The organism is Rhizobium sp. AN68, from assembly GCF_030758035.1.
GTDB classification, from domain to species: domain Bacteria; phylum Pseudomonadota; class Alphaproteobacteria; order Rhizobiales; family Rhizobiaceae; genus Agrobacterium; species Agrobacterium tumefaciens.
In genome coordinates, this window is record NZ_JARWMI010000003.1 from 1,760,871 (window position 1) to 1,781,611 (window position 20,741).

A 20,741-nucleotide genomic window follows, 5' to 3' on the forward strand; every position below is an offset into this window, starting at 1 on the left:
ACAGGCTCGAATATGATTCCATCCTGTCATGAGCAATGCGACCGAAGAGCTTCCGGACGACCTTGCCAGTGCGCTTGCACTGCTGGCCCAGGAACGTGCTCGCCGTGTCGCAGCCGAAGCAGAAGCGGCGACCGCCAAGGCTGAAGCCGCCAGTGCAAAGGCACTCGTATCGCATTCCGAGGCGCTGATCGCACGGCTGAAGCTGGAGATCGACAAGGTTCGACGTGAACTCTACGGCACCCGGTCCGAGCGCAAGGCGCGGCTCCTTGAGCAGATGGAACTGCAGCTCGAGGAGCTCGAAGCAGACGCCGGTGAAGATGAATTGGTCGCGGAAATCGCCGCCAAAGCGTCAACCGTCAAAGCCTTCGAGCGCAGGCGTCCGTCACGTAAGCCCTTTCCTGAACACCTGCCGCGTGAGCGCATCGTCATCGCCGCTCCCGCCAATTGCGCCTGCTGCGGCTCCGCCAAATTGTCGAAGCTTGGCGAGGACATCACCGAGACCCTGGAGGTCATCCCGCGCCAGTGGAAGGTCATCCAGACGGTACGGGAGAAGTTTACCTGTCGCGAGTGCGAGAAGATCACGCAGCCACCAGCACCCTTCCATGTAACGCCACGCGGCTTTGCCGGGCCAAACCTGCTGGCGATGATCCTGTTCGAGAAGTTCGCCCAGCACCAGCCGCTCAATCGCCAGAGCGAACGCTATGCCCGCGAGGGCGTCGACATCAGCTTGTCAACGCTGGCCGATCAGGTCGGAGCATGTGCCGCGACGTTGAAGCCACTTCATTCTCTGATCGAAGCGCATGTTCTTGCCGCTGAGCGCCTGCATGGTGACGACACGACAGTGCCGATCCTGGCCAAGGGAAAGACCGATACCGGCCGCATCTGGACCTATGTCCGGGACGATCGACCGTTCGCAGGGCTCTCTCCGCCGGCCGCAATTTACTATGCCTCGCGCGATCGACGGCAGGAGCATCCGGAACGCCACCTGAAGACCTTCACCGGTATTCTGCAGGCGGACGCCTATGGCGGCTACAATCCGCTGTTCAAGGGCGATCGCGATCCAAATCCGCTAAGACAGGCGTTTTGTTGGGCACACGCGCGTCGCAAGTTCTTCGTGCTCGCAGACATTAATGCGAACGCCAAGCGTGGAAAGAACGCCGCGCCGATCTCGCCTATGGCGCTCGAAGCCGTCAAACGGATCGACGGCCTGTTCGATATCGAGCGGGAGATCAACGGGCTTACGGCCGATCAACGCCTGGAGCATCGCCACAAGGAAAGCCTGCCGCTCGTCGACAGTCTGCAGGTCTGGCTTCAAACCGAGCGGGCAAAACTCTCACGCAGTTCCCCGGTCGCCGAGGCGATTGATTACATGCTCAAGCGATGGGACGGCTTCACGTCATTCCTGGAGGATGGCCGGATTTGCCTCACGAACAACGCCGCGGAGCGAGCCCTGCGAGGCTTTGCACTCGGTAGGAAGTCCTGGCTCTTCGCCGGATCAGACCGCGGCGCGGATCGTGCAGCCTTCATGGCCACGTTGATCATGACGGCAAAGCTCAACGACATCGATCCGCAGGCGTGGCTGGCCGACGTTCTTGCCCGCATCGCCGACACGCCGATTATCAGGCTGGAGCAGTTGCTTCCGTGGAATTGGACGCCGCCGACCGTCAACGCTCAAGCTGCCTGACCTGTGGCCTTCACCGGAGGCTTACGATGTTTCAGATAGCTTGATTGGAGATCTTTGGAACACATCCAATGCTGAATTTGGTGCCGAAGGTAAGGGAATTAGATGGCTTCTCAATCGGACAGTCGAGTTGATCGAAGGTGACGACGGCACTGACGGTTACTATCTGCGTCGTTCATGACTATTCTTTTGGAAAATAAAAAAGCCGGGTGATCTCTCACCCGGCTTTTTAATTCACGACGCCTGAACGGCGTCAGACCTTACGCAGCTTCGGCAGCAGCAGCTTCCGCAGCAACGCGAGCCTTGTCGGCTGCGCCCTTGGCGTCAACGTCACGCTCGACGAATTCAACAACGGCGAGAGCCGCGTTGTCGCCCTGGCGGAAGCCAGCCTTCATGATACGCAGGTAGCCGCCGTTGCGGGTTGCGTAACGCGAAGCGATTGCGTCGAACAGCTTGCGAACAGCGTCCTGATCCTTGATCTGCGAGATCGCCTGACGACGAGCGTGCAGGTCGCCGCGCTTGCCAAGCGTCACGAGACGCTCGACGATCGGACGGATTTCCTTCGCCTTAGGAAGGGTGGTGACGATCTGCTCATGGGTGATGAGCGAAGCAGCCATGTTGGCAAACATTGCCTTGCGGTGGCTGGCGGTTCTATTGAGCTTGCGGCCTGAATTACCGTGGCGCATTGCTATTCTCCTTCTACGCAGGTGCCTTCTCTAAGGCCTGCCGTTTCCTGGCACATGCAGATGACTTATCTGCTGTTTGACGGGGAAAGGCAGTCTTTAAGGTCTGCCTTCTTGTTTGTTAGTATTGGTCTTCGTAACGCTTGGCGAGATCTTCGATGTTCTCAGGCGGCCATGCCGGTACTTCCATACCGAGGTGCAGACCCATGGAAGCGAGAACTTCCTTGATTTCGTTCAGCGACTTGCGACCAAAGTTCGGCGTGCGAAGCATTTCGGCTTCGGTCTTCTGGATCAGGTCGCCGATATAGACGATGTTGTCGTTCTTCAGGCAGTTTGCCGAACGAACGGACAGTTCCAGCTCGTCGACCTTCTTGAGAAGCGCCGGGTTGAACGCGAGTTCGGTAACCGATTCTTCTTCTGCTTCCTTCTGCGGCTCGTCGAAGTTGACGAAGACGCCGAGCTGGTCCTGAAGAATGCGAGCGGCGAAGGCAACGGCGTCTTCGCCGGAAACCGAACCGTTGGTCTCGATCGTCATGATCAGCTTGTCATAGTCGAGAACCTGACCTTCACGGGTGTTTTCCACCTTGTAGGACACTTTCTTGACCGGAGAATACAGGCTGTCCACCGGAATGAGGCCAATTGGGGCATCTTCCGCGCGGTTGCGCTCAGCCGGTACGTAACCCTTGCCGTTGTTGACGGTGAATTCCATGCGGATTTCAGCGCCTTCGTCCAGCGTGCAGATCACGTGGTCGGGGTTCAGGATCTCGATGTCGCCAACCGTCTGGATGTCACCAGCGGTTACCGAACCCGGACCCTGCTTGCGCACGACCATGCGCTTGGAATCGTCACCATCCATCTTGATGGCGATTTCCTTGATGTTGAGCACGATATCCGTCACATCTTCCCGAACGCCGGGGATGGAGGAGAATTCGTGCAGGACACCGTCGATCTGCACGGCCGTAACAGCGGCACCACGCAGAGAAGACAACAGAACGCGACGCAGCGCGTTGCCGAGAGTAAGACCGAAACCACGCTCCAGCGGCTCGGCAACGAGAGTTGCCTTGGTGCGGCTGGACGAGGTGAACTCGACCTTGTTCGGCTTGATAAGTTCCTGCCAGTTCTTCTGAATCATCTTTAAACCTTCCGTTCGCCGCCACCATCCAATCGTGACGGACCGAGCATGAAAACACTGAGAGGAACCTAATTCCGCGGTTCATCAGTGGGTTCTTGAGCGCAAGTCCGTCGATCGAAATCGACGCGCACACGCCAGATACACGAAAATTCCGCCAGACCGAAGGAAAGGCGGAATTTCCGAACCACGGTCGCGTCAGACGCGGCGCTTCTTGCGCGGACGGCAACCGTTGTGCGGGATCGGCGTCACGTCCCGAATGGAAGTGATCATGAAACCGGCAGCCTGCAGAGCGCGAAGTGCCGATTCACGGCCGGAACCCGGACCGCAAACTTCAACTTCAAGCGACTTCATGCCGTGTTCCTGAGCCTTCTTCGCGCAATCTTCAGCAGCGATCTGGGCAGCAAACGGGGTCGACTTGCGCGAACCCTTGAAGCCCTTGGCACCAGCGGACGACCAGGCAATAGCATTGCCCTGTGCGTCGGTGATGGTGATCATCGTGTTGTTGAAGGTCGAGTTGACATGCGCGACGCCCGACGTGATATTTTTACGTTCGCGACGGCGAACGCGTGCGGCTTCCTTGGCCATTTTATACCTTTCATTGATCTCTTCACCGCCGTAACACCAGCGGCTACACCGGCGATCGACCCGTTTCCGAGCTTCACGCCAAACTCAGAAAGGCTGGCGCAGACCGCACCAGCCTCTCCTTTCCGGAGAACCGGAAAATTACTTCTTCTTACCAGCGATAGCCTTCGCCGGACCCTTACGGGTGCGGGCGTTGGTGTGCGTGCGCTGACCGCGGACCGGAAGCCCACGACGGTGACGCAGGCCGCGGTAGCAGCCGAGGTCCATCAGACGCTTGATGTTCATCGAGGTCTCGCGACGAAGATCGCCTTCGACCTGATAGTCGCGGTCGATGGCTTCGCGGATCTGAAGAACTTCAGCATCCGTAAGCTGATGAACGCGCTTGTCAGCCGGAAGACCGACCTTGTCCATGATTTCCTGCGCGAATTTCGGACCAATCCCGTGAATATACGTCAGCGCAATAACAACGCGCTTTGCAGTCGGGATGTTGACGCCAGCGATACGTGCCACGTCTTTTCTCCTTGGTTCCAGTTGCCATCCGGCAAGTGGTGATTCCATTCGAGCGGCCGACACGACCGCCAGTTCAAAATTGATGTCCGTGACAAGTCAAAACGACCGAACCCGGATTTCCCTCCCTTAAGGGAAATCCGCGCCAGTCGCTTGGGATGTCGCGAGTTGGCGCGGTGTTTAACGGAATCAGCGCTAAAAAGCAACCGGCTCCGCCAAGATTCTTTTGCGATCCAAAGGATACGCCGTATCAGGAGCACAGGATTTGCCGGGAAAACCGCCTGCGGTTTTCACCATCCCGCTCCAACCATCAGGCCGAGGCCTTTTCCAGAACCCGTTCGATGGCCGCAGTGACGGCATCGACATCAGCCATGCCATCCAGTGTCACAAGTTCGCCCTGCTCGCTGTAATATTGCGACAGCGGCGCAGTCTTCTCGCGATACTCCGTCAACCGCTTGCGGAAGGCTTCCGGATTGTCGTCGGAACGAACCGTGCCACCGGCAGCGATGGTCTCTGCAACGCGATTTTCGATTCGGCGAATCAGCGCCTCCTCGTCCACCTTCAGTTCGATGACGGCATCGAGGGCGACGTTCTTCTTGTGCATGTTCTCGGCAAGCGCCTTGGCCTGCGGAACGGTGCGCGGATAGCCATCGAGAATGAAACCCTTGGCACAGTCCGGAGCTTCGATGCGTTCGGAAACGATCTGATTGACGATATCGTCGGAAACCAGCCCGCCGGCGTCCATGACGGCCTTGGCGCGCTTGCCTATTTCCGTGCCCGCGCTAACCGCAGCGCGAAGCATGTCACCGGTGGAAAGCTGCGGGATCCCGTACTTGTCAGTCAGGCGTTTGGCCTGGGTTCCCTTGCCCGCACCCGGCGGACCTAAAAATATCAGTCTCATCGTCCCCTCTTTCCTCCACGCAACTTCGACTTCTTGATCAGTCCTTCATACTGCTGCGCGATCAGGTGTCCCTGAATTTGCGCAACCGTGTCCAGAGTTACACTGACAACGATCAAAAGCGAAGTACCACCAAGGGCTAATGGAATGCCCGTACGTGCGATAAGTGTCTCAGGAAGGATACACACGAAGACAAGATAAACAGCGCCGACAACCGTGATACGGGTCAGAACGTAATCGATGTACTCCGCGGTGCGCTCGCCCGGACGAATGCCCGGAATGAAGCCGCCATGCTTCTTGAGGTTATCGGCCGTGTCCTTCGGATTGAAGACTATAGCCGTGTAGAAAAATGCAAAGAACGCGATGAGCAGGCCGTAGAGCGCCATGAACAGCGGCTGTCCATGCTGCAACGACGCGATGATCGAGGTTGCCCAGCCCGGCAGGTTGGTGTTTCCGGCAAAACCGGCAGCCGTCGCAGGCAGAAGCAGCAGCGAGGATGCGAAGATCGCGGGAATAACGCCAGCCGTGTTGAGCTTCAGCGGCAGATGCGAGGTATCGCCCTGGAACATCCGGTTGCCGACCTGGCGTTTCGGATATTGTATAAGCAGACGGCGCTGGGCGCGCTCCACGAAAACGATCAGCGCGATGACGCCGATTGCCACGATAACGACCATGAGGATGAGCGTCGTCGACAGCGCACCGGTGCGGCCGAGTTCCAGCGTGCCGGCAAGCGCCTTGGGCAGACCTGCCGCAATACCGGCAAAGATGATGAGCGAAATACCGTTGCCGATGCCGCGCGAGGTAATCTGTTCGCCAAGCCACATCAGGAACATCGTGCCGCCGAGCAGCGTGATGACGGTGGAAATACGGAAGAACAGGCCAGGATCGACAACGAGGCCGTTGCCGCTCTCAAGGCCGACAGCGATGCCGTAGGCCTGCAGGGTGCCAAGCAGTACCGTGCCGTAGCGCGTGTACTGGTTGATGATCTTGCGTCCGGCTTCGCCTTCCTTCTTCAACGCTTCGAGCGAAGGCACGACCGAGGTCATGAGCTGCACGATGATCGAAGCGGAGATGTAAGGCATGATGCCGAGGGCGAAGATCGCCATACGCTCGACTGCGCCACCCGCAAACATGTTGAAAAGACCGAGAATACCGTTGGCCTGGCCACGGAAGGCCTGCGCATAGGCTTCTGGGTTTAGACCCGGAAGCGGAATGTGGGTACCAAGACGGTAGACGAGAAGTGCGGCAAGAGTAAACCAGAGACGCTTTTTCAGATCCTCCGCCTTAGCGAAGGTCGAAAAATTCAGGTTCGAAGCCAGTTGTTCCGCTGCTGAAGCCATAAATTTCTCCGAATGACCCTTGCCGGCCAGCGAAACCGGCCAATGCGGAAAGGTCTAAAAATACCGGTTCAAAAACGGGCTTCGGACGAACACGGCGTTGCGCCGCCATCATGCCTCACCCTGTTTTTTTATGTCCTATCCCCTCCCTCAAGGAAGTTCAAGAACTGTGAGGCTCTCCCTGCGGCACTTTATGCCGCATGTGGCGCGCATAACAGCTGCACCGCGAAGAGTTTGCCGTGATGCCACAATAAATCGATTTAAATCGAGAGCACCATAAGCCAGGGAGCGCAAACGCCCGGAGCGACTATGCCCCGGGCGTCTGAAGTCTATATATTACTCGGAAGCTTCAGCTGCAACTGCGAGAAGCTTGATAGAGCTGCCAGCCTTCTCAATCTTTTCGAGTGCAGGCTTGGAAGCGCCGGCAACTTCAAAAGCAACCTTGCTCGTCAGTTCGCCGTCAGCGAGAATGCGAACGCCGTCCTTGGTGCGACGGATAACGCCAGCAGCCTTGAGAGCAGCAGCATCGATCGTTGCGGAAGCGTCGAGCTTCTTGGCGTCGATGGCGGTCTGAATGCGGCCGAGCGATACAACAGCAAATTCGGAAGCGAAAATGTTGTTGAAACCGCGCTTCGGAAGACGACGGTAGATTGGCATCTGACCGCCTTCAAAACCGTTGATGGCGACGCCCGAACGAGCCTTCTGACCCTTCACACCGCGACCACCGGTCTTGCCCTTGCCGGAACCGATACCGCGACCTACGCGGATACGGTCCTTGGTGGAGCCTTCGTTGTCTCTGATTTCATTGAGTTTCATGATAGGTTACTCCGTCTCACTTCTCGTCAACGACGCGAACGAGATGCTGGACCGCACGGATCATGCCGCGAACCGCAGGAGTATCTTCCAGGGTGCGCTGACGGTGCATCTTGTTGAGACCCAGACCGACCAGCGTCTGACGCTGGATTGCCGGGCGGCGGATAGGGCTGCCGATCTGTTCGACCGTAACAGTCTTTTTGGCTTCAGTAGTCTTCTTGGCCATGATCCAGCTCCTTATTCTTCAGAAGCGTTGCCGGAAGCGGCACGACGAGACTGAAGGGTCGCATACTTGAGACCACGCTGTGCAGCGATGTCCTTAGGATGAACCTGATGCTTCAGAGCGTCGAACGTTGCGCGAACCATGTTGTACGGGTTCGAAGAACCGGTCGACTTGGCAACAACGTCATGAACGCCCAGCGTTTCGAAAACAGCGCGCATCGGACCACCGGCGATGATACCGGTACCGGCCTTGGCCGAACGCAGCAGAACCTTGCCTGCGCCGTGACGGCCATTGACGTCGTGATGCAGCGTGCGGCCATCGCGCAGCGGAACGAAGATCAGATCGCGCTTTGCGCTCTCGGTTGCCTTACGGATGGCTTCCGGAACTTCGCGAGCCTTGCCGTGACCGAAGCCAACGCGGCCCTTCTGGTCGCCGACGACGACGAGAGCGGCGAAGCCAAAGCGACGGCCACCCTTAACAACCTTTGCAACGCGGTTGATCGCGACCAGCTTGTCGACGAATTCGCTATCGCGTTCTTCACGGTTCTGGCGGTCGTCGCGAGAACCTCTTTTTTCCTGTGCCATTGTCCTTGTCCTTTTTCTTTTACGGGTGGAACGGCAAACGAAAAGACCACCGGCCTCGATGAAGAGACCCGCATGGCCCGGTGAAATTCCGCCCAGATCGTTGTCAGGGCGGAAACTGCAGCGCCGCGTGTCGAAACCGACACGCAAAGGACGCTGCAGGATCTTGAGTGGTGCATGACCCTTTCTCTCGATTGCGAACAATCGAAAGGGTCAAGCACTCAGAAGTTCAGACCGCCTTCGCGGGCAGCTTCTGCCACAGCCTTGATACGGCCGTGATAGATGAATGCGCCACGGTCGAATACGACATCCTTGACGCCAGCCTTGACGCCACGCTCTGCAACCAGCTTGCCTACGACAGCTGCTGCTGCAACGTCGGCGCCGGTCTTGAGCGAGCCGCGCAGATCGGCTTCGAGCGTGGAGGCAGACGCAAGCGTCTTGCCAGCAACGTCATCGATGATCTGAGCGTAGATGTTCTTCGACGAGCGATGAACCGACAGGCGCGGGCGGCCATTGGCAACCGCCTTGATCTGGCGGCGCACACGGCTCGCGCGACGTGCAAGTGCTTCTTTCCTGCTAGCCATTTCGCGTGATCCTTACTTCTTCTTGCCTTCTTTGCGGACGATACGCTCTTCAGCGTACTTCACGCCCTTGCCCTTGTAGGGCTCGGGACCACGGTATTCGCGGATTTCCGCGGCAACCTGGCCAACCTGCTGCTTGTTGATGCCGGAAACGATGATTTCCGTCGGCTTCGGAACGGCAATGGTGATGCCGACCGGAGGCTCGTAAACTACATCGTGGCTGAAACCGAGAGCCAGCTGCAGGTTCTTGCCCTGCAGGGCGGCACGGTAACCGACGCCATTGATTTCGAGCTTGCGTTCGTAGCCGTCCTTAACACCCTTGAAGATGTTCTCGATCATCGTGCGGGACATGCCCCACTTGGAACGAGCTTCCTTGGTGTTGTTGGCCGGCGTTACGGAAACGCCATTATCTTCGAGTTTTAGCTGGATGTCGTCATTAGCGACGAAAAACAGTTCACCCTTCGGGCCCTTAGCAGTGACCTTCTGGCCGTCGACATTGGCCGTAACACCTGCTGGAACCTGAACGGGCTTTTTACCGATACGAGACATTGTTCAATCCTGTCTGTTCGTTATGGAGATCCGTGCTCGGGTCTTAGAAGACCGAGCAAAGAACCTCGCCACCAACGTTCTGTTCGCGAGCTTGGTGATCGGCCATCACGCCCTTCGGGGTCGAAAGGATGGTGATGCCGAGGCCGTTCGCGACCTGCGGAATGGACTTAACCGAGACATAAACTCGGCGGCCCGGCTTGGAAACGCGGCCGATCTCACGGATCACGGACGCGCCTTCGTAGTACTTCAGTTCGATCGTGAATTCGGCCTTGCCGTTTTCGAAATCGACCTTGGAATAACCGCGAATGTAGCCTTCAGCCTGCAGCACGTCGAGAACGCGTGCGCGGAGGCTGGAAGCAGGCGTGCTTACCGAAGACTTACGGCGAGCAGCACCATTGCGGATGCGGGTGAGCATATCACCCAAAGGATCAGTCATGGTCATGTGCCCGTCTCCTTACCAGCTCGACTTGACAATGCCCGGCACCTTGCCGGAATTGCCCAGCTCACGAAGCGCGATACGCGACATCTTGAGTTTGCGATAGAACGCGCGCGGACGGCCCGTTACTTCGCAGCGGTTGCGGATACGCGTCTTCGAGCCGTCACGCGGCAGCGAAGCGAGCTTCAGAGTGGCCTTGAACCGGTCTTCGATCGGAAGGGACTGGTTCATCACGATCGCCTTCAGTGCAGCCCGCTTGGTGGCCTGCTGGGCGACCGACTTGCGGCGGCGCTTGTTCTTTTCAACTGCGCTTGTTTTCGCCATATCGGAGTTCCTTTTCTACGCTCGTCGTTACGGTTAGTGACGGAACGGGAAGTTGAACTCTGTAAGCAGAGCCCGTGCTTCGTCGTCCGACGTCGCCGTCGTGCAAACGATGATGTCCATGCCCCACATCTGATCAACCTTATCGTAGTTGATCTCAGGGAACACAATGTGTTCCTTGATGCCCATGGCGAAGTTGCCACGGCCGTCAAAGCTCTTCGGGTTCAGACCCCGGAAGTCGCGAACGCGCGGCAGCGCGATGTTGACCAGGCGATCAAGGAATTCATACATGCGGGCGCCACGAAGGGTAACCTTCGCACCGATCGGCATGCCTTCGCGAACCTTGAAACCAGCGATCGAGTTGCGAGCGCGGGTAACAACCGGCTTCTGGCCGGCAATCGCAGCCAGGTCACCGGCAGCAATGGTTGGCTTCTTGGAGTCGGCAGTTGCCTCGCCAACACCCATGTTGATCACGATCTTTTCAAGCTTCGGGATCATCATCACGTTGGCGTAGGAGAACTTCTCCTGCATAGCGCCACGGATACGGGAAACGTACTCCGTCTTGAGACGCGGCTCGTACTTATCAGCCATCGATCACTTCTCCCGAACGCTTGGCCACGCGGACCTTCTTGCCGTCTACAACAGTAAAGCCAACGCGGGTCGGCTTGCCATCCTTATCGACGATGGCAATGTTGGAGATGTGCAAGGACGCTTCCTTGTTGATGATGCCAGCTTCCTGAGCCTGGGTCTGGCGCTGGTGACGCTTCACCATGTTAACGCCACGCACAACGGCCCGATCTTCCTTCGGCAAAACCTGGATTACTTCGCCGGTACGGCCCTTGTCCTTACCGGTCAATACGACAACGTTGTCGCCTTTACGAATTTTCTGCATCGCATACGCTCCTTACAGTACTTCCGGAGCCAGCGAGATGATCTTCATGTGGTTCTTGGCGCGAAGTTCGCGCGGAACCGGTCCGAAGATACGGGTGCCGATGGGCTCTTTCTTGTTGTCGATAAGAACGGCTGCGTTGTTATCGAAACGGATGACGCTGCCGTCAGCGCGACGGATGTCCTTGGCGGTGCGAACGACAACCGCCTTCATCACATCGCCCTTCTTGACGCGGCCGCGCGGAATAGCTTCCTTGATGGAAACGACAATAATGTCGCCAACAGAAGCATATTTGCGCTTCGAGCCGCCCAGCACCTTGATGCACATGACACGACGTGCGCCGGAATTATCCGCCACGTCGAGGTTTGTTTGCATCTGAATCATGTCAGGTCGCCTTCTTGTTGTTACCGGAACGGTTGGGCAAACTCTCCCGAGTGAGCCCCCTGCCCCAGCTTATGAATGTCTCTTTTTTTGCGCGGAAATGTCGTGACAGGGTGGTTTCCCGAAGGACCTTCCGTGCGCATCAAAGCAAAAGACGCTCGATTCACGAGCGTCCTTGCGGTGCTTCATACAGTATTTCGCGCCAAGTACAAGAGACCTGGCGCGATTCTGATGAAATTAAGCCTGGGCGGAAACGACCGTCCAGCGCTTGTCCTTGGAGATCGGTGCGCATTCCTCGATGGAAACGACATCGCCGACCTTATACTGATTGTTTTCGTCGTGTGCCTTGTACTTCTTCGAACGGCGAACGGTCTTCTGGAGCAGCGGGTGAGCGAATCGGCGCTCAACCCGGACTACAACAGTCTTCTCGTTCTTGTCGGACACTACGACGCCCTGCAGAATGCGTTTCGGCATATTATTTTTCCTTAGGCCTTGGCTTCTGCCGCCTTCTGGCGGGCAATGGTTTTAACGCGGGCGATGTCCTTGCGGACTTCGTTGATGCGCGAGGACTTCTCCAGCTGGCCAGTCGCCTTCTGGAAGCGCAGGTTGAACTGCTCCTTCTTCAGATCGGCGAGCTTGTCCTTGAGCTGGTCGGCGCTGAGGCCGCGAACTTCATCGGCTTTCATGTGCCTTGCTCCTTACTCTGCGATGCGCTGTACGAAGCGCGTCTTGACCGAGAGCTTGGCAGCGCCGAGACGAAGCGCCTCGCGGGCGATCTCCTCGGACACACCGTCGATCTCGAACATCATACGACCGGGCTTGACCTTGCATGCCCAGTATTCGACCGAACCCTTGCCCTTACCCATACGAACTTCGGTCGGCTTTGCCGTTACCGGAACGTCAGGGAATACGCGGATCCACACACGACCTGCGCGCTTCATGTAACGCGTGATCGCGCGGCGGGCCGCTTCGATCTCGCGTGCGTTCACGCGGTTCGGTTCCTGCGACTTCAAGCCGAATTCACCGAATGCCAGGTCAAAGCCGCCCTTGGCGACGCCCTTGATGCGTCCCTTGAACTGCTTGCGGTACTTAGTACGCTTTGGCTGCAACATTTTCTTACTTCTCCGAGCTTATCTTTCGCCAGCGTCAATCAAGCGTTTTCGCGACGACGATCGGGACGATCGCCACGCTCACGGCTTGCAGGGCCCTGAGCATCGCCTTCGAGACCACGACGCTCAGAAGCCATCGGATCGTGCTCAAGGATTTCGCCCTTGAAGATCCAGACCTTGATGCCGCAGATGCCGAACGCGGTTTCCGCTTCAGCTGTGCCGTAGTCGATGTCCGCACGCAGCGTGTGCAGCGGAACGCGTCCTTCGCGGTACCATTCGGTACGAGCGATTTCGGCGCCACCGAGACGGCCACCGCAGGTGATCTTGATGCCTTCGGCGCCAAGACGCATTGCGGACTGAACCGAACGCTTCATCGCACGGCGGAAAGCCACGCGGCGCTCGAGCTGCTGGGCGATCGACTGAGCGACGAGAGTCGCGTCGATTTCCGGCTTGCGCACTTCAACGATGTTGAGGTGCGTTTCGGAGTTGGTCATCTCGGAAAGCTTCTTGCGAAGCTTCTCGATGTCCGCGCCCTTCTTGCCGATGATGAGACCCGGACGAGCCGAATGGATCGTAACGCGGCACTTCTTGTGCGGACGCTCGATGACCACCTTGGCGATACCGGCCTGCTTGAGTTCCTTGATCAGGTAAGCCCGGATCTTCAGGTCTTCATGCAGCAGCTTGCCGTATTCAGCGGTGTCAGCGTACCAGCGGCTATCCCAGGTACGGTTGATGCCGAGGCGGAAGCCGATCGGATTGATTTTCTGACCCATTATGCGGCCTCCCCTTTTTCCTCAACTTCACGAACAACGATCGTGAGGTGAGAGAACGGCTTTTCAATGCGGGATGCACGACCACGGCCACGAGCGTGGAAACGCTTCATGGTGATGGACTTGCCAACATAGGCCTCGGCGACGACGAGAGCGTCGACGTCGAGGTCATGGTTGTTTTCCGCATTGGCAATCGCAGATTCGAGCGTCTTCTTGACGGTCCCTGCGATGCGCTTGCGGGAGAATTCGAGCTCGGCGAGAGCGCGATCAACCTTCTTGCCACGGATAAGAGCGGCAACCAGGTTCAGTTTCTGGGGGCTGACGCGGAGCGTACGGGCAATGGCCTGAGCCTCATTGTCCTTCAGCCGGCGTTCGGTCTTAGCCTTCGCCATGATTACTTCCTCTTTGCCTTCTTGTCCGCGCCGTGACCGTAATAGGTACGGGTCGGAGAGAATTCACCGAACTTGTGTCCGACCATGTCTTCATTGACAGAGACGGGCACATGCTTGCTGCCGTTGTAGACGCCAAACGTCAATCCGACGAACTGCGGCAGGATCGTGGAGCGACGGCTCCAGATCTTGATTACTTCATTGCGTCCGCTTTCGCGCACCTTCTCAGCCTTAGTGAGAAGATAGCCGTCAACAAACGGACCTTTCCAAACTGAACGAGCCACTTGAGACTTCTCCTCTTACTTCTTGCGCTGATGGCGCGAACGCATGATGAACTTGTCGGTCGACTTGTTCGAACGGGTGCGCTTGCCCTTCGTGGGTTTACCCCACGGAGTAACCGGGTGACGACCACCCGACGTGCGACCTTCACCACCACCGTGCGGGTGGTCGACCGGGTTCATGACGACGCCGCGAACGTGCGGACGCTTGCCACGCCAACGCGAACGACCGGCCTTGCCGTCGTTAGTGTTGCCGTGATCGGAGTTCGAAACTGCGCCGATCGATGCGAGGCAGGAGCCGTGCACCAGACGCTGTTCGCCCGAGTTGAGACGCAGGATAGCCATACCGGCATCGCGGCCGACGAGCTGGACGTACGTACCGGCGGAGCGGGCAATCTGACCGCCTTTACCTGGCTTCATCTCGACGTTGTGGATGATCGAACCGACCGGAATGTACTGAAGCGGCATGGTGTTGCCGGGCTTCACGTCCACTGCCTTGTCGGAGGCGATCACCTTGTCACCGGCAGCGAGACGCTGTGGCGCGAGAATGTAAGCCTGTTCGCCGTCGGTATACGTAACCAGCGCGATGAACGCGGTGCGGTTGGGGTCGTATTCCAAACGTTCAACGGTGCCTTCAACGTCGAACTTGCGACGCTTGAAATCCACCAGACGGTAGGTCCGCTTGTGACCACCACCCTGGAACCGGACGGTGATCCGGCCCTGGTTGTTGCGGCCACCCTTGGAGCTGAGGCCCTGGGTGAGAGCCTTTACCGGCTTGCCCTTGTAGAGCGAAGCGCGGTCCACGATAACCAGCTGACGCTGGCTTGGCGTGGTCGGATTGAAACTTTTCAATGCCATATTCTTGTTCCCTTTTGGGTCTTTGCCCGCTTGGGCCTAACCTTTAGAGTCCGGTGGACACGTCGATGGATTGACCTTCGGCGAGCGTAACGACGGCTTTCTTGACGTCTTTCAGCTTACCGGCGAACCCACGGAAACGACGGGTCTTACCCTTGCGGATAAGCGTGTTCACAGCCGTGACTTTGACGCCGAAGAGAGCTTCCACGGCAGCCTTGATTTCAGGCTTGGAAGCGCTTTTGGCGACGTTGAATACGACCTGGTTCTGTTCGGATACCAGCGTCGACTTTTCCGTGATCGAAGGAGATACGATCACATCGTAGTGGCGAAGATCCGTCATTTGAACCGCTCCTCCAGAGCCTCTACAGCAGCCTTGGAAAGCACGAGCTTGCCACGACGCAGGATGTCGTAAACATTGATGCCCTGAACCGGCAGAACGTCCACATTCGGGATGTTCTGAGCTGCGAGCTTGAAGTTGCCATCAAGTTCTGCGCCACCGATAACGAGAGCGTTGGTCAGGCCAAGCGAAGCGAAGCTGCCCAGCAGAGCCTTGGTCTTTGCTTCGGACGCCACGAGCTGATCGACGATGATCAGATCTTCAGCCTTCAGCTTTGCAGACAGGGCGTGACGCAGAGCAAGCGCGCGAACCTTCTTGGGAAGGTCGTGTGCGTGGCTGCGAACGACCGGGCCGTGGGCCTTGCCGCCGCCGCGGAACTGCGGTGCGCGAGCCGAATGGTGACGAGCGCGGCCCGTACCCTTCTGCTTGTACATCTTCGCACCAGTACGGGAAACTTCCGCACGGGTCTTGGTCTTGTGCGTTCCCTGCTGCTTCTTTGCAAGCTGCCAGCGAACCATACGGGCCAGGATATCCTGACGGGGATCGAGGCCGAAAATCTCGTCCGACAGAGAAACCTTGCCGGCGTCTTTTCCCTCGAGGGTCTTGACGTTCAATTCCATGATAAGGCTCCCTTACTTCGCGGCCGACTTGACGGCGTCGCGGACGATGATCCAGGCGCCCTTGGAACCGGGAACTGCACCCTTAACGAGGATCAGGCCACGGTCTTCATCGGTCGAAACGACTTCGAGGTTCTGGGTCGTAACGCGCGTCTGGCCCATATGACCAGCCATGCGCTTGCCCTTCCACACGCGGCCCGGATCCTGGTTGTTACCAGTCGAACCGTGCGCACGGTGCGATACGGAGTTACCGTGCGAAGCGCGACCACCACCGAAGTTGTGACGCTTCATAGCACCGGCAAAACCCTTACCGATCGTGGTTCCCGTTACGTCGACCAGCTGGCCGGCCTGAAAATGAGTTGCGGTCAGTGTTGCACCGATATCGATCAGGTTCTCGGGGGAAACCCGGAACTCGACGAGCTTTGCTTTCGGTTCGACATTGGCAGCGGCAAAATGACCGCGAAGCGCCTTCGTCGTGTTTTTGACCTTGGACTGGCCGGCACCGAGCTGAACTGCGGTGTAGCCATTCTTGTCTTCCGTGCGCTGGGAAACGACTTGTACGTTATCCATCCGCAATACTGTTACTGGAATATGTTCACCAGCGTCGTTGTAGACGCGGGTCATACCCACTTTCTGTGCAATCACACCTGAACGCATTGGTTCATCCTCTTGCGAGCCTTGAAGGGAAAACCCTTTTTGGCCTTTGTTAAGGAGTGCCCTTCGACATCTCACGATGTTTCCGGTCTCCGGATTGGAAGCCGTTGGATTTCTCCACGTACCTTCCTTGTTATATGGCCCTCACTTGGATGAGGTCAGGCCAGTCTTAGAGCTTGATTTCAACGTCAACGCCGGCAGCCAGGTCAAGCTTCATCAGAGCATCGACGGTCTGCGGGGTGGGGTCAACGATATCGAGAAGACGCTTGTGCGTCCGCATTTCGAACTGTTCACGGCTCTTCTTATCAACGTGAGGAGAGCGGTTGACGGTAAACTTTTCGATGCGGGTGGGGAGCGGAACCGGGCCGCGAACGCTGGCGCCGGTGCGCTTTGCGGTCGACACGATTTCACGGGTAGAGGCATCGAGGATCCGGTGATCGAACGCCTTGAGGCGGATACGGATATTCTGGCCGTTCATTCGTCTTGTCCTTGTTCTTTGTTATTCGTTTCCGCACGCGGAAACACATGAACTTCTATTGATCGTGGCGCCGCAGATTTTCAAAAATCGAGAGGGATGCGCGTCGCACCCCAATCATTTCAGTAGTCTGTATTGCTAAAACACCGCGCTCCGCAATTGCTTGCGATCCAGCGGGTGAGTGTGAATGCGCGTTTACGCGCTTTCACCGAATTTTTCAAGCACTAAAAATGCAACGCCGCCAGGCTTTTTTACTAAAAGCCCGGCGGCGGTGTGGGTAACACCGCCGCCGGTCTGAATTTCAACGTCGTGAAATTACTCGACGATAGAAGCGACGATGCCGGCGCCGACGGTACGGCCGCCTTCGCGGATAGCGAAGCGCAGCTTTTCTTCCATCGCGATCGGAACGATCAGCTCGACTTCAACAGTCACGTTGTCGCCAGGCATAACCATTTCCGTGCCTTCTGGAAGCGAAACGATACCGGTAACGTCAGTCGTACGGAAGTAGAACTGCGGACGGTAGTTCGTGAAGAACGGCGTATGACGGCCGCCTTCTTCCTTCGTCAGGATGTAGGCTTCTGCCATGAACTTCTTGTGCGGCTTGACCGAACCCGGCTTGCACAGGATCTGACCACGCTCAACGCCGTCACGGGTAACGCCGCGAACGAGAGCACCGATGTTGTCGCCAGCCTGGCCCTGGTCGAGCAGCTTGCGGAACATTTCAACGCCGGTAACCGTCGTCTTCGACGTCGGACGAATGCCGACGATTTCGACTTCTTCACCAACCTTGACGATACCGCGCTCAACGCGACCCGTCACAACCGTACCACGGCCAGAGATCGAGAACACGTCTTCGATCGGCATCAGGAACGGCTGGTCGATCGGACGCTCAGGCGTCGGGATGTAGGCGTCAACAGCAGCCATCAGCTCGCGGATTGCGTCTTCACCGATCTTCTTGTCCGAATCTTCAAGAGCGGCAAGTGCCGAACCCTTGACGATCGGGATATCGTCGCCCGGGAAGTCGTAGGACGACAGAAGTTCGCGAACTTCCAGTTCAACGAGCTCGAGAAGCTCGGCGTCGTCAACCTGGTCGACCTTGTTGAGGAACACGACGATCGCCGGAACGCCAACCTGGCGAGCAAGCAGGATGTGCTCGCGCGTCTGCGGCATCGGGCCGTCAGCTGCAGAGCAAACCAGGATCGCGCCGTCCATCTGGGCAGCACCGGTGATCATGTTCTTCACGTAGTCGGCGTGGCCGGGGCAGTCGACGTGTGCGTAGTGACGGTTCGGCGTTTCGTATTCGACGTGCGCCGTCGAGATCGTGATGCCGCGAGCCTTTTCTTCAGGAGCAGCGTCGATCTGGTCGTACGCCTTGAACTCGCCGAAATACTTCGTGATCGCAGCAGTCAACGACGTCTTGCCGTGGTCGACGTGACCGATCGTGCCAATGTTGACGTGCGGCTTATTGCGCTCAAACTTGCTCTTTGCCATTAGTGGCTCTCCATTCTTGTCCCTTGAGGGGAATAATCTTCAAATCTCTGATGGGGCGTACCCCGATCACTTCTGACCGGAGTACTTTGCCTGGATTTCCTGCGCCACGTTCGACGGAACCGGCGAATAGTGATCGAACGTCATCGAGTACTGCGCGCGGCCCTGCGACATGGAGCGCAGGTTGTCGACGTACTTGAACATGTTCGCGAGCGGAACGTGTGCGCTGATCACGATGGTGATGCCACGCGATTCCTGACCCTGGATCTGACCGCGACGCGAGTTCAGATCGCCGATCACGTCACCGACGTAATCTTCAGGGGTGACGACTTCGACCTTCATCATCGGCTCGAGAAGCTGTGCACCAGCCTTCTTTGCTGCTTCACGGAAGCAGGCACGCGATGCGATTTCGAACGCCAGAACCGAGGAGTCGACATCGTGGTATGCGCCGTCGATCAGGGTCGCCTTGACGCCCAGCATCGGGAAGCCAGCGAGCGGACCGGAAGACAGAACGCTTTCGATACCCTTCTGAACGCCCGGGATGTATTCCTTCGGAACAGCACCGCCGACGATCTTGGATTCGAACTTGAATTCTTCGCCTTCAGGGTTCGGTTCGAAGATGATCTTCACGCGAGCAAACTGACCGGTACCACCGGACTGCTTCTTGTGCGTGTAGTCTTCTTCGTGCTGACGCGTGATGGTTTCGCGGTAGGCAACCTGCGGAGCACCGACGGTTGCTTCAACCTTGAACTCGCGACGCATACGGTCAACGAGGATGTCGAGGTGAAGTTCGCCCATGCCTGCGATGATCGTCTGACCGGATTCTTCATCCGTCTTGACGCGGAACGAAGGATCTTCAGCGGCCAGGCGGTTGAGCGCGAGGCCCATCTTTTCCTGGTCGCCCTTGGTCTTCGGCTCGATGGCGATCTGGATGACCGGCTCGGGGAATTCCATGCGCTCGAGAATAACCGGCTTCAGCGGATCGCAGAGCGTATCGCCAGTGGTGGTTTCCTTGAGGCCAGCCAGAGCAACGATGTCGCCGGCAAAGGCTTCTTCGATGTCTTCACGGCTGTTGGAATGCATCTGCAGCATACGGCCGACGCGCTCGCGCTTGTCCTTGACCGTGTTGATGACCGACGTGCCCTTTTCGAGCTTGCCGGAGTAGATGCGGGCGAAGGTCAGCGAACCGACGAAGGGGTCGTTCATGATCTTGAACGCGAGCATGGAAAGCGGCTCGCTGTCATCGGCATGACGCTCGATTTCGGCTTCGGTCTTGAAGTCGATGCCCTTGATCGCGGGAATGTCCAGCGGCGAAGGCAGGTAGTCGACGACGGCGTCGAGAAGCGGCTGAACGCCCTTGTTCTTGAACGCGGTACCGCAGAACATCGGGTGGAACTTCACGTCGATGGTGCCGCGGCGAACGAGCGAACGGATCTTCTCGTTGTCGGGCATGATGCCGTTCAGGTAGTCTTCCATCGCTTCTTCGTCGATCTCGACAACGGTCTCGATCAGCTTTTCGCGATATTCTTCAGCCTTGGCCTTCATGTCTTCAGGAATTTCGACGACGTCCCACTGAGCGCCGAGCGATTCGTCGCGCCAGATGAGTGCGTTCATCTCGATCAGGTCGATAACGCCCTTGAACTCGGTCTCAGCGCCGATCGGCAGCTGCATGACAACGGCGGTAGCGCCGAGACGGGTCTTGATCATTTCTACCGAGCGGTAGAAGTCAGCACCGGTCTTGTCCATCTTGTTGCAGAAGATCATACGCGGAACGTTGTACTTCTCAGCCTGACGCCAGACGGTTTCCGTCTGCGGCTCTACACCGGCGTTGGCGTCGAGAAGAGCGATGGCACCGTCGAGAACGCGCAGCGAACGCTCGACTTCAATGGTGAAGTCAACGTGGCCGGGGGTGTCGATGATGTTGAAACGGCGCATCTTGCCATCGCGACCCTTCCAGAAGGTCGTGGTCGCAGCGGACGTGATGGTGATACCACGTTCCTGCTCCTGTTCCATCCAGTCCATCGTGGCAGCGCCATCATGAACTTCGCCGATCTTGTGCGACTTACCGGTGTAATAAAGAATACGCTCGGTGGTCGTCGTCTTACCGGCGTCGATATGCGCCATGATACCGAAATTGCGGTAGTCTTCGATTTTATATTCGCGAGCCATAATGGA

The 20,741-nt window shown here is 57.6% G+C and carries 30 protein-coding genes; 1 reads left to right on the plus strand and 29 read right to left on the minus strand.

Going from position 1 to position 20,741, the window contains the following annotated elements; genetic code table 11:
* Nucleotides 1-28: 28 nt before the first annotated feature.
* Entirely contained in the window at nucleotides 29-1,684 is a 1,656-nt protein-coding gene (locus tag RBH71_RS21670) for an IS66-like element IS66 family transposase (protein WP_323687488.1), read from the plus strand.
* 257 nt (nucleotides 1,685-1,941) lie between these two features.
* Here RBH71_RS21670 and rplQ read toward each other — a convergent pair whose 3' ends face one another.
* The 29 genes from rplQ to fusA all read right to left on the minus strand — a co-directional run bounded on the left by rplQ (nucleotide 1,942) and on the right by fusA (nucleotide 20,735).
* Nucleotides 1,942-2,367, minus strand: a complete 426-nt coding sequence (rplQ, locus tag RBH71_RS21675) for a 50S ribosomal protein L17 (RefSeq protein WP_003495230.1) — start codon at nucleotides 2,365-2,367, stop codon at nucleotides 1,942-1,944.
* A 118-nt stretch (nucleotides 2,368-2,485) separates the two neighbouring features.
* The gene (locus RBH71_RS21680; protein WP_003516121.1) at nucleotides 2,486-3,496 is read right to left on the minus strand and encodes a DNA-directed RNA polymerase subunit alpha; all 1,011 of its coding nucleotides are present in this window, start codon (nucleotides 3,494-3,496) and stop codon (nucleotides 2,486-2,488) included.
* A 195-nt stretch (nucleotides 3,497-3,691) separates the two neighbouring features.
* Nucleotides 3,692-4,081 (minus strand): 30S ribosomal protein S11, encoded by a 390-nt coding sequence (gene rpsK / locus RBH71_RS21685; protein ID WP_003495225.1) that lies wholly within the window; start codon nucleotides 4,079-4,081, stop codon nucleotides 3,692-3,694.
* A 138-nt stretch (nucleotides 4,082-4,219) separates the two neighbouring features.
* Entirely contained in the window at nucleotides 4,220-4,588 is a 369-nt protein-coding gene (gene rpsM / locus RBH71_RS21690; protein WP_003516122.1) for a 30S ribosomal protein S13, read from the minus strand.
* Nucleotides 4,589-4,895: 307 nt separating this feature from the next.
* A complete protein-coding gene (locus RBH71_RS21695) occupies nucleotides 4,896-5,486 on the minus strand; it encodes an adenylate kinase (protein WP_003516123.1) in 591 nt (196 codons plus the stop codon).
* Nucleotides 5,483-6,823 carry a preprotein translocase subunit SecY gene (gene secY, locus RBH71_RS21700; protein WP_003516124.1) on the minus strand — a complete coding sequence of 447 codons (1,341 nt, stop codon included), beginning with the start codon at nucleotides 6,821-6,823 and terminating at the stop codon, nucleotides 5,483-5,485. Before secY ends, RBH71_RS21695 begins: the two co-directional genes overlap by 4 nt.
* A 333-nt stretch (nucleotides 6,824-7,156) precedes the next feature.
* Nucleotides 7,157-7,636 (minus strand): 50S ribosomal protein L15, encoded by a 480-nt coding sequence (rplO, locus tag RBH71_RS21705; RefSeq protein WP_003516125.1) that lies wholly within the window; start codon nucleotides 7,634-7,636, stop codon nucleotides 7,157-7,159.
* A 16-nt stretch (nucleotides 7,637-7,652) separates the two neighbouring features.
* Nucleotides 7,653-7,859: a 50S ribosomal protein L30 gene (gene rpmD, locus RBH71_RS21710; protein WP_003495212.1), complete on the minus strand. Its 207-nt coding sequence runs from the start codon at nucleotides 7,857-7,859 to the stop codon at nucleotides 7,653-7,655.
* Nucleotides 7,860-7,870: 11 nt separating this feature from the next.
* Nucleotides 7,871-8,440: a 30S ribosomal protein S5 gene (gene rpsE / locus RBH71_RS21715; protein WP_003516126.1), complete on the minus strand. Its 570-nt coding sequence runs from the start codon at nucleotides 8,438-8,440 to the stop codon at nucleotides 7,871-7,873.
* A 218-nt stretch (nucleotides 8,441-8,658) separates the two neighbouring features.
* Nucleotides 8,659-9,021, minus strand: coding sequence for a 50S ribosomal protein L18 (gene rplR, locus RBH71_RS21720; RefSeq protein WP_003516127.1), 363 nt, complete (start codon nucleotides 9,019-9,021; stop codon nucleotides 8,659-8,661).
* Between the two features lie 12 nt (nucleotides 9,022-9,033).
* Nucleotides 9,034-9,567 carry a 50S ribosomal protein L6 gene (rplF, locus tag RBH71_RS21725; RefSeq protein ID WP_003516129.1) on the minus strand — a complete coding sequence of 178 codons (534 nt, stop codon included), beginning with the start codon at nucleotides 9,565-9,567 and terminating at the stop codon, nucleotides 9,034-9,036.
* A gap of 43 nt (nucleotides 9,568-9,610) precedes the next feature.
* Complete coding sequence (rpsH, locus tag RBH71_RS21730; protein WP_003516131.1) at nucleotides 9,611-10,009, minus strand: 30S ribosomal protein S8; 399 nt, start codon at nucleotides 10,007-10,009, stop codon at nucleotides 9,611-9,613.
* 12 nt (nucleotides 10,010-10,021) lie between these two features.
* Complete coding sequence (gene rpsN, locus RBH71_RS21735) at nucleotides 10,022-10,327, minus strand: 30S ribosomal protein S14 (RefSeq protein ID WP_003495202.1); 306 nt, start codon at nucleotides 10,325-10,327, stop codon at nucleotides 10,022-10,024.
* 33 nt (nucleotides 10,328-10,360) lie between these two features.
* A complete protein-coding gene (gene rplE / locus RBH71_RS21740) occupies nucleotides 10,361-10,915 on the minus strand; it encodes a 50S ribosomal protein L5 (protein WP_003495201.1) in 555 nt (184 codons plus the stop codon).
* Nucleotides 10,908-11,216, minus strand: coding sequence for a 50S ribosomal protein L24 (gene rplX / locus RBH71_RS21745; protein ID WP_003516133.1), 309 nt, complete (start codon nucleotides 11,214-11,216; stop codon nucleotides 10,908-10,910). Before rplX ends, rplE begins: the two co-directional genes overlap by 8 nt.
* Nucleotides 11,217-11,228: 12 nt before the next feature.
* Nucleotides 11,229-11,597, minus strand: a complete 369-nt coding sequence (gene rplN, locus RBH71_RS21750; RefSeq protein WP_003495199.1) for a 50S ribosomal protein L14 — start codon at nucleotides 11,595-11,597, stop codon at nucleotides 11,229-11,231.
* A gap of 234 nt (nucleotides 11,598-11,831) precedes the next feature.
* Nucleotides 11,832-12,068, minus strand: coding sequence for a 30S ribosomal protein S17 (gene rpsQ / locus RBH71_RS21755; protein ID WP_003495195.1), 237 nt, complete (start codon nucleotides 12,066-12,068; stop codon nucleotides 11,832-11,834).
* A gap of 11 nt (nucleotides 12,069-12,079) precedes the next feature.
* Nucleotides 12,080-12,280, minus strand: a complete 201-nt coding sequence (gene rpmC / locus RBH71_RS21760) for a 50S ribosomal protein L29 (RefSeq protein ID WP_003495193.1) — start codon at nucleotides 12,278-12,280, stop codon at nucleotides 12,080-12,082.
* Nucleotides 12,281-12,292: 12 nt separating this feature from the next.
* On the minus strand, nucleotides 12,293-12,706 hold the full coding sequence (rplP, locus tag RBH71_RS21765; protein ID WP_003516136.1) for a 50S ribosomal protein L16: 414 nt from the start codon (nucleotides 12,704-12,706) through the stop codon (nucleotides 12,293-12,295).
* 38 nt (nucleotides 12,707-12,744) lie between these two features.
* Entirely contained in the window at nucleotides 12,745-13,476 is a 732-nt protein-coding gene (gene rpsC / locus RBH71_RS21770; protein ID WP_003516138.1) for a 30S ribosomal protein S3, read from the minus strand.
* Nucleotides 13,476-13,865, minus strand: a complete 390-nt coding sequence (gene rplV, locus RBH71_RS21775) for a 50S ribosomal protein L22 (RefSeq protein WP_003495184.1) — start codon at nucleotides 13,863-13,865, stop codon at nucleotides 13,476-13,478. The genes rpsC and rplV overlap by 1 nt, the downstream gene beginning before the upstream one ends.
* A 2-nt stretch (nucleotides 13,866-13,867) precedes the next feature.
* Nucleotides 13,868-14,146 carry a 30S ribosomal protein S19 gene (rpsS, locus tag RBH71_RS21780; protein ID WP_003507772.1) on the minus strand — a complete coding sequence of 93 codons (279 nt, stop codon included), beginning with the start codon at nucleotides 14,144-14,146 and terminating at the stop codon, nucleotides 13,868-13,870.
* A 15-nt stretch (nucleotides 14,147-14,161) separates the two neighbouring features.
* Nucleotides 14,162-14,998 (minus strand): 50S ribosomal protein L2, encoded by an 837-nt coding sequence (rplB, locus tag RBH71_RS21785; RefSeq protein ID WP_003516146.1) that lies wholly within the window; start codon nucleotides 14,996-14,998, stop codon nucleotides 14,162-14,164.
* A gap of 43 nt (nucleotides 14,999-15,041) precedes the next feature.
* The gene (locus RBH71_RS21790; protein ID WP_003495178.1) at nucleotides 15,042-15,335 is read right to left on the minus strand and encodes a 50S ribosomal protein L23; all 294 of its coding nucleotides are present in this window, start codon (nucleotides 15,333-15,335) and stop codon (nucleotides 15,042-15,044) included.
* Nucleotides 15,332-15,952 (minus strand): 50S ribosomal protein L4, encoded by a 621-nt coding sequence (rplD, locus tag RBH71_RS21795; protein WP_003516147.1) that lies wholly within the window; start codon nucleotides 15,950-15,952, stop codon nucleotides 15,332-15,334. The genes RBH71_RS21790 and rplD overlap by 4 nt, the downstream gene beginning before the upstream one ends.
* A 12-nt stretch (nucleotides 15,953-15,964) precedes the next feature.
* Nucleotides 15,965-16,606 (minus strand): 50S ribosomal protein L3, encoded by a 642-nt coding sequence (gene rplC, locus RBH71_RS21800; RefSeq protein ID WP_003516149.1) that lies wholly within the window; start codon nucleotides 16,604-16,606, stop codon nucleotides 15,965-15,967.
* Nucleotides 16,607-16,772: 166 nt separating this feature from the next.
* Nucleotides 16,773-17,081: a 30S ribosomal protein S10 gene (gene rpsJ / locus RBH71_RS21805; protein WP_003507767.1), complete on the minus strand. Its 309-nt coding sequence runs from the start codon at nucleotides 17,079-17,081 to the stop codon at nucleotides 16,773-16,775.
* A gap of 312 nt (nucleotides 17,082-17,393) precedes the next feature.
* On the minus strand, nucleotides 17,394-18,569 hold the full coding sequence (gene tuf / locus RBH71_RS21810; RefSeq protein WP_013636434.1) for an elongation factor Tu: 1,176 nt from the start codon (nucleotides 18,567-18,569) through the stop codon (nucleotides 17,394-17,396).
* Between the two features lie 66 nt (nucleotides 18,570-18,635).
* Entirely contained in the window at nucleotides 18,636-20,735 is a 2,100-nt protein-coding gene (fusA, locus tag RBH71_RS21815; RefSeq protein WP_003519335.1) for an elongation factor G, read from the minus strand.
* Nucleotides 20,736-20,741 lie beyond the last annotated feature (6 nt).

Excerpts from the sequence above, each read along its gene's own strand:
- RBH71_RS21670 (WP_323687488.1), top strand. The coding sequence starts at position 29 with ATGAGCAATGCGACCGAAGAGCTTCCGGACGACCTTGCCAGTGCGCTT.
- rplQ (WP_003495230.1), bottom strand. The coding sequence starts at position 2,367 with ATGCGCCACGGTAATTCAGGCCGCAAGCTCAATAGAACCGCCAGCCAC.
- RBH71_RS21680 (WP_003516121.1), bottom strand. The coding sequence starts at position 3,496 with ATGATTCAGAAGAACTGGCAGGAACTTATCAAGCCGAACAAGGTCGAG.
- rpsK (WP_003495225.1), bottom strand. The coding sequence starts at position 4,081 with ATGGCCAAGGAAGCCGCACGCGTTCGCCGTCGCGAACGTAAAAATATC.
- RBH71_RS21695 (WP_003516123.1), bottom strand. The coding sequence starts at position 5,486 with ATGAGACTGATATTTTTAGGTCCGCCGGGTGCGGGCAAGGGAACCCAG.
- secY (WP_003516124.1), bottom strand. The coding sequence starts at position 6,823 with ATGGCTTCAGCAGCGGAACAACTGGCTTCGAACCTGAATTTTTCGACC.
- rplO (WP_003516125.1), bottom strand. The coding sequence starts at position 7,636 with ATGAAACTCAATGAAATCAGAGACAACGAAGGCTCCACCAAGGACCGT.
- rpmD (WP_003495212.1), bottom strand. The coding sequence starts at position 7,859 with ATGGCCAAGAAGACTACTGAAGCCAAAAAGACTGTTACGGTCGAACAG.
- rpsE (WP_003516126.1), bottom strand. The coding sequence starts at position 8,440 with ATGGCACAGGAAAAAAGAGGTTCTCGCGACGACCGCCAGAACCGTGAA.
- rplR (WP_003516127.1), bottom strand. The coding sequence starts at position 9,021 with ATGGCTAGCAGGAAAGAAGCACTTGCACGTCGCGCGAGCCGTGTGCGC.
- rplF (WP_003516129.1), bottom strand. The coding sequence starts at position 9,567 with ATGTCTCGTATCGGTAAAAAGCCCGTTCAGGTTCCAGCAGGTGTTACG.
- rpsH (WP_003516131.1), bottom strand. The coding sequence starts at position 10,009 with ATGACCATGACTGATCCTTTGGGTGATATGCTCACCCGCATCCGCAAT.
- rpsN (WP_003495202.1), bottom strand. The coding sequence starts at position 10,327 with ATGGCGAAAACAAGCGCAGTTGAAAAGAACAAGCGCCGCCGCAAGTCG.
- rplE (WP_003495201.1), bottom strand. The coding sequence starts at position 10,915 with ATGGCTGATAAGTACGAGCCGCGTCTCAAGACGGAGTACGTTTCCCGT.
- rplX (WP_003516133.1), bottom strand. The coding sequence starts at position 11,216 with ATGCAGAAAATTCGTAAAGGCGACAACGTTGTCGTATTGACCGGTAAG.
- rplN (WP_003495199.1), bottom strand. The coding sequence starts at position 11,597 with ATGATTCAGATGCAAACAAACCTCGACGTGGCGGATAATTCCGGCGCA.
- rpsQ (WP_003495195.1), bottom strand. The coding sequence starts at position 12,068 with ATGCCGAAACGCATTCTGCAGGGCGTCGTAGTGTCCGACAAGAACGAG.
- rpmC (WP_003495193.1), bottom strand. The coding sequence starts at position 12,280 with ATGAAAGCCGATGAAGTTCGCGGCCTCAGCGCCGACCAGCTCAAGGAC.
- rplP (WP_003516136.1), bottom strand. The coding sequence starts at position 12,706 with ATGTTGCAGCCAAAGCGTACTAAGTACCGCAAGCAGTTCAAGGGACGC.
- rpsC (WP_003516138.1), bottom strand. The coding sequence starts at position 13,476 with ATGGGTCAGAAAATCAATCCGATCGGCTTCCGCCTCGGCATCAACCGT.
- rplV (WP_003495184.1), bottom strand. The coding sequence starts at position 13,865 with ATGGCGAAGGCTAAGACCGAACGCCGGCTGAAGGACAATGAGGCTCAG.
- rplB (WP_003516146.1), bottom strand. The coding sequence starts at position 14,998 with ATGGCATTGAAAAGTTTCAATCCGACCACGCCAAGCCAGCGTCAGCTG.
- RBH71_RS21790 (WP_003495178.1), bottom strand. The coding sequence starts at position 15,335 with ATGACGGATCTTCGCCACTACGATGTGATCGTATCTCCTTCGATCACG.
- rplD (WP_003516147.1), bottom strand. The coding sequence starts at position 15,952 with ATGGAATTGAACGTCAAGACCCTCGAGGGAAAAGACGCCGGCAAGGTT.
- rplC (WP_003516149.1), bottom strand. The coding sequence starts at position 16,606 with ATGCGTTCAGGTGTGATTGCACAGAAAGTGGGTATGACCCGCGTCTAC.
- rpsJ (WP_003507767.1), bottom strand. The coding sequence starts at position 17,081 with ATGAACGGCCAGAATATCCGTATCCGCCTCAAGGCGTTCGATCACCGG.
- tuf (WP_013636434.1), bottom strand. The coding sequence starts at position 18,569 with ATGGCAAAGAGCAAGTTTGAGCGCAATAAGCCGCACGTCAACATTGGC.
- fusA (WP_003519335.1), bottom strand. The coding sequence starts at position 20,735 with ATGGCTCGCGAATATAAAATCGAAGACTACCGCAATTTCGGTATCATG.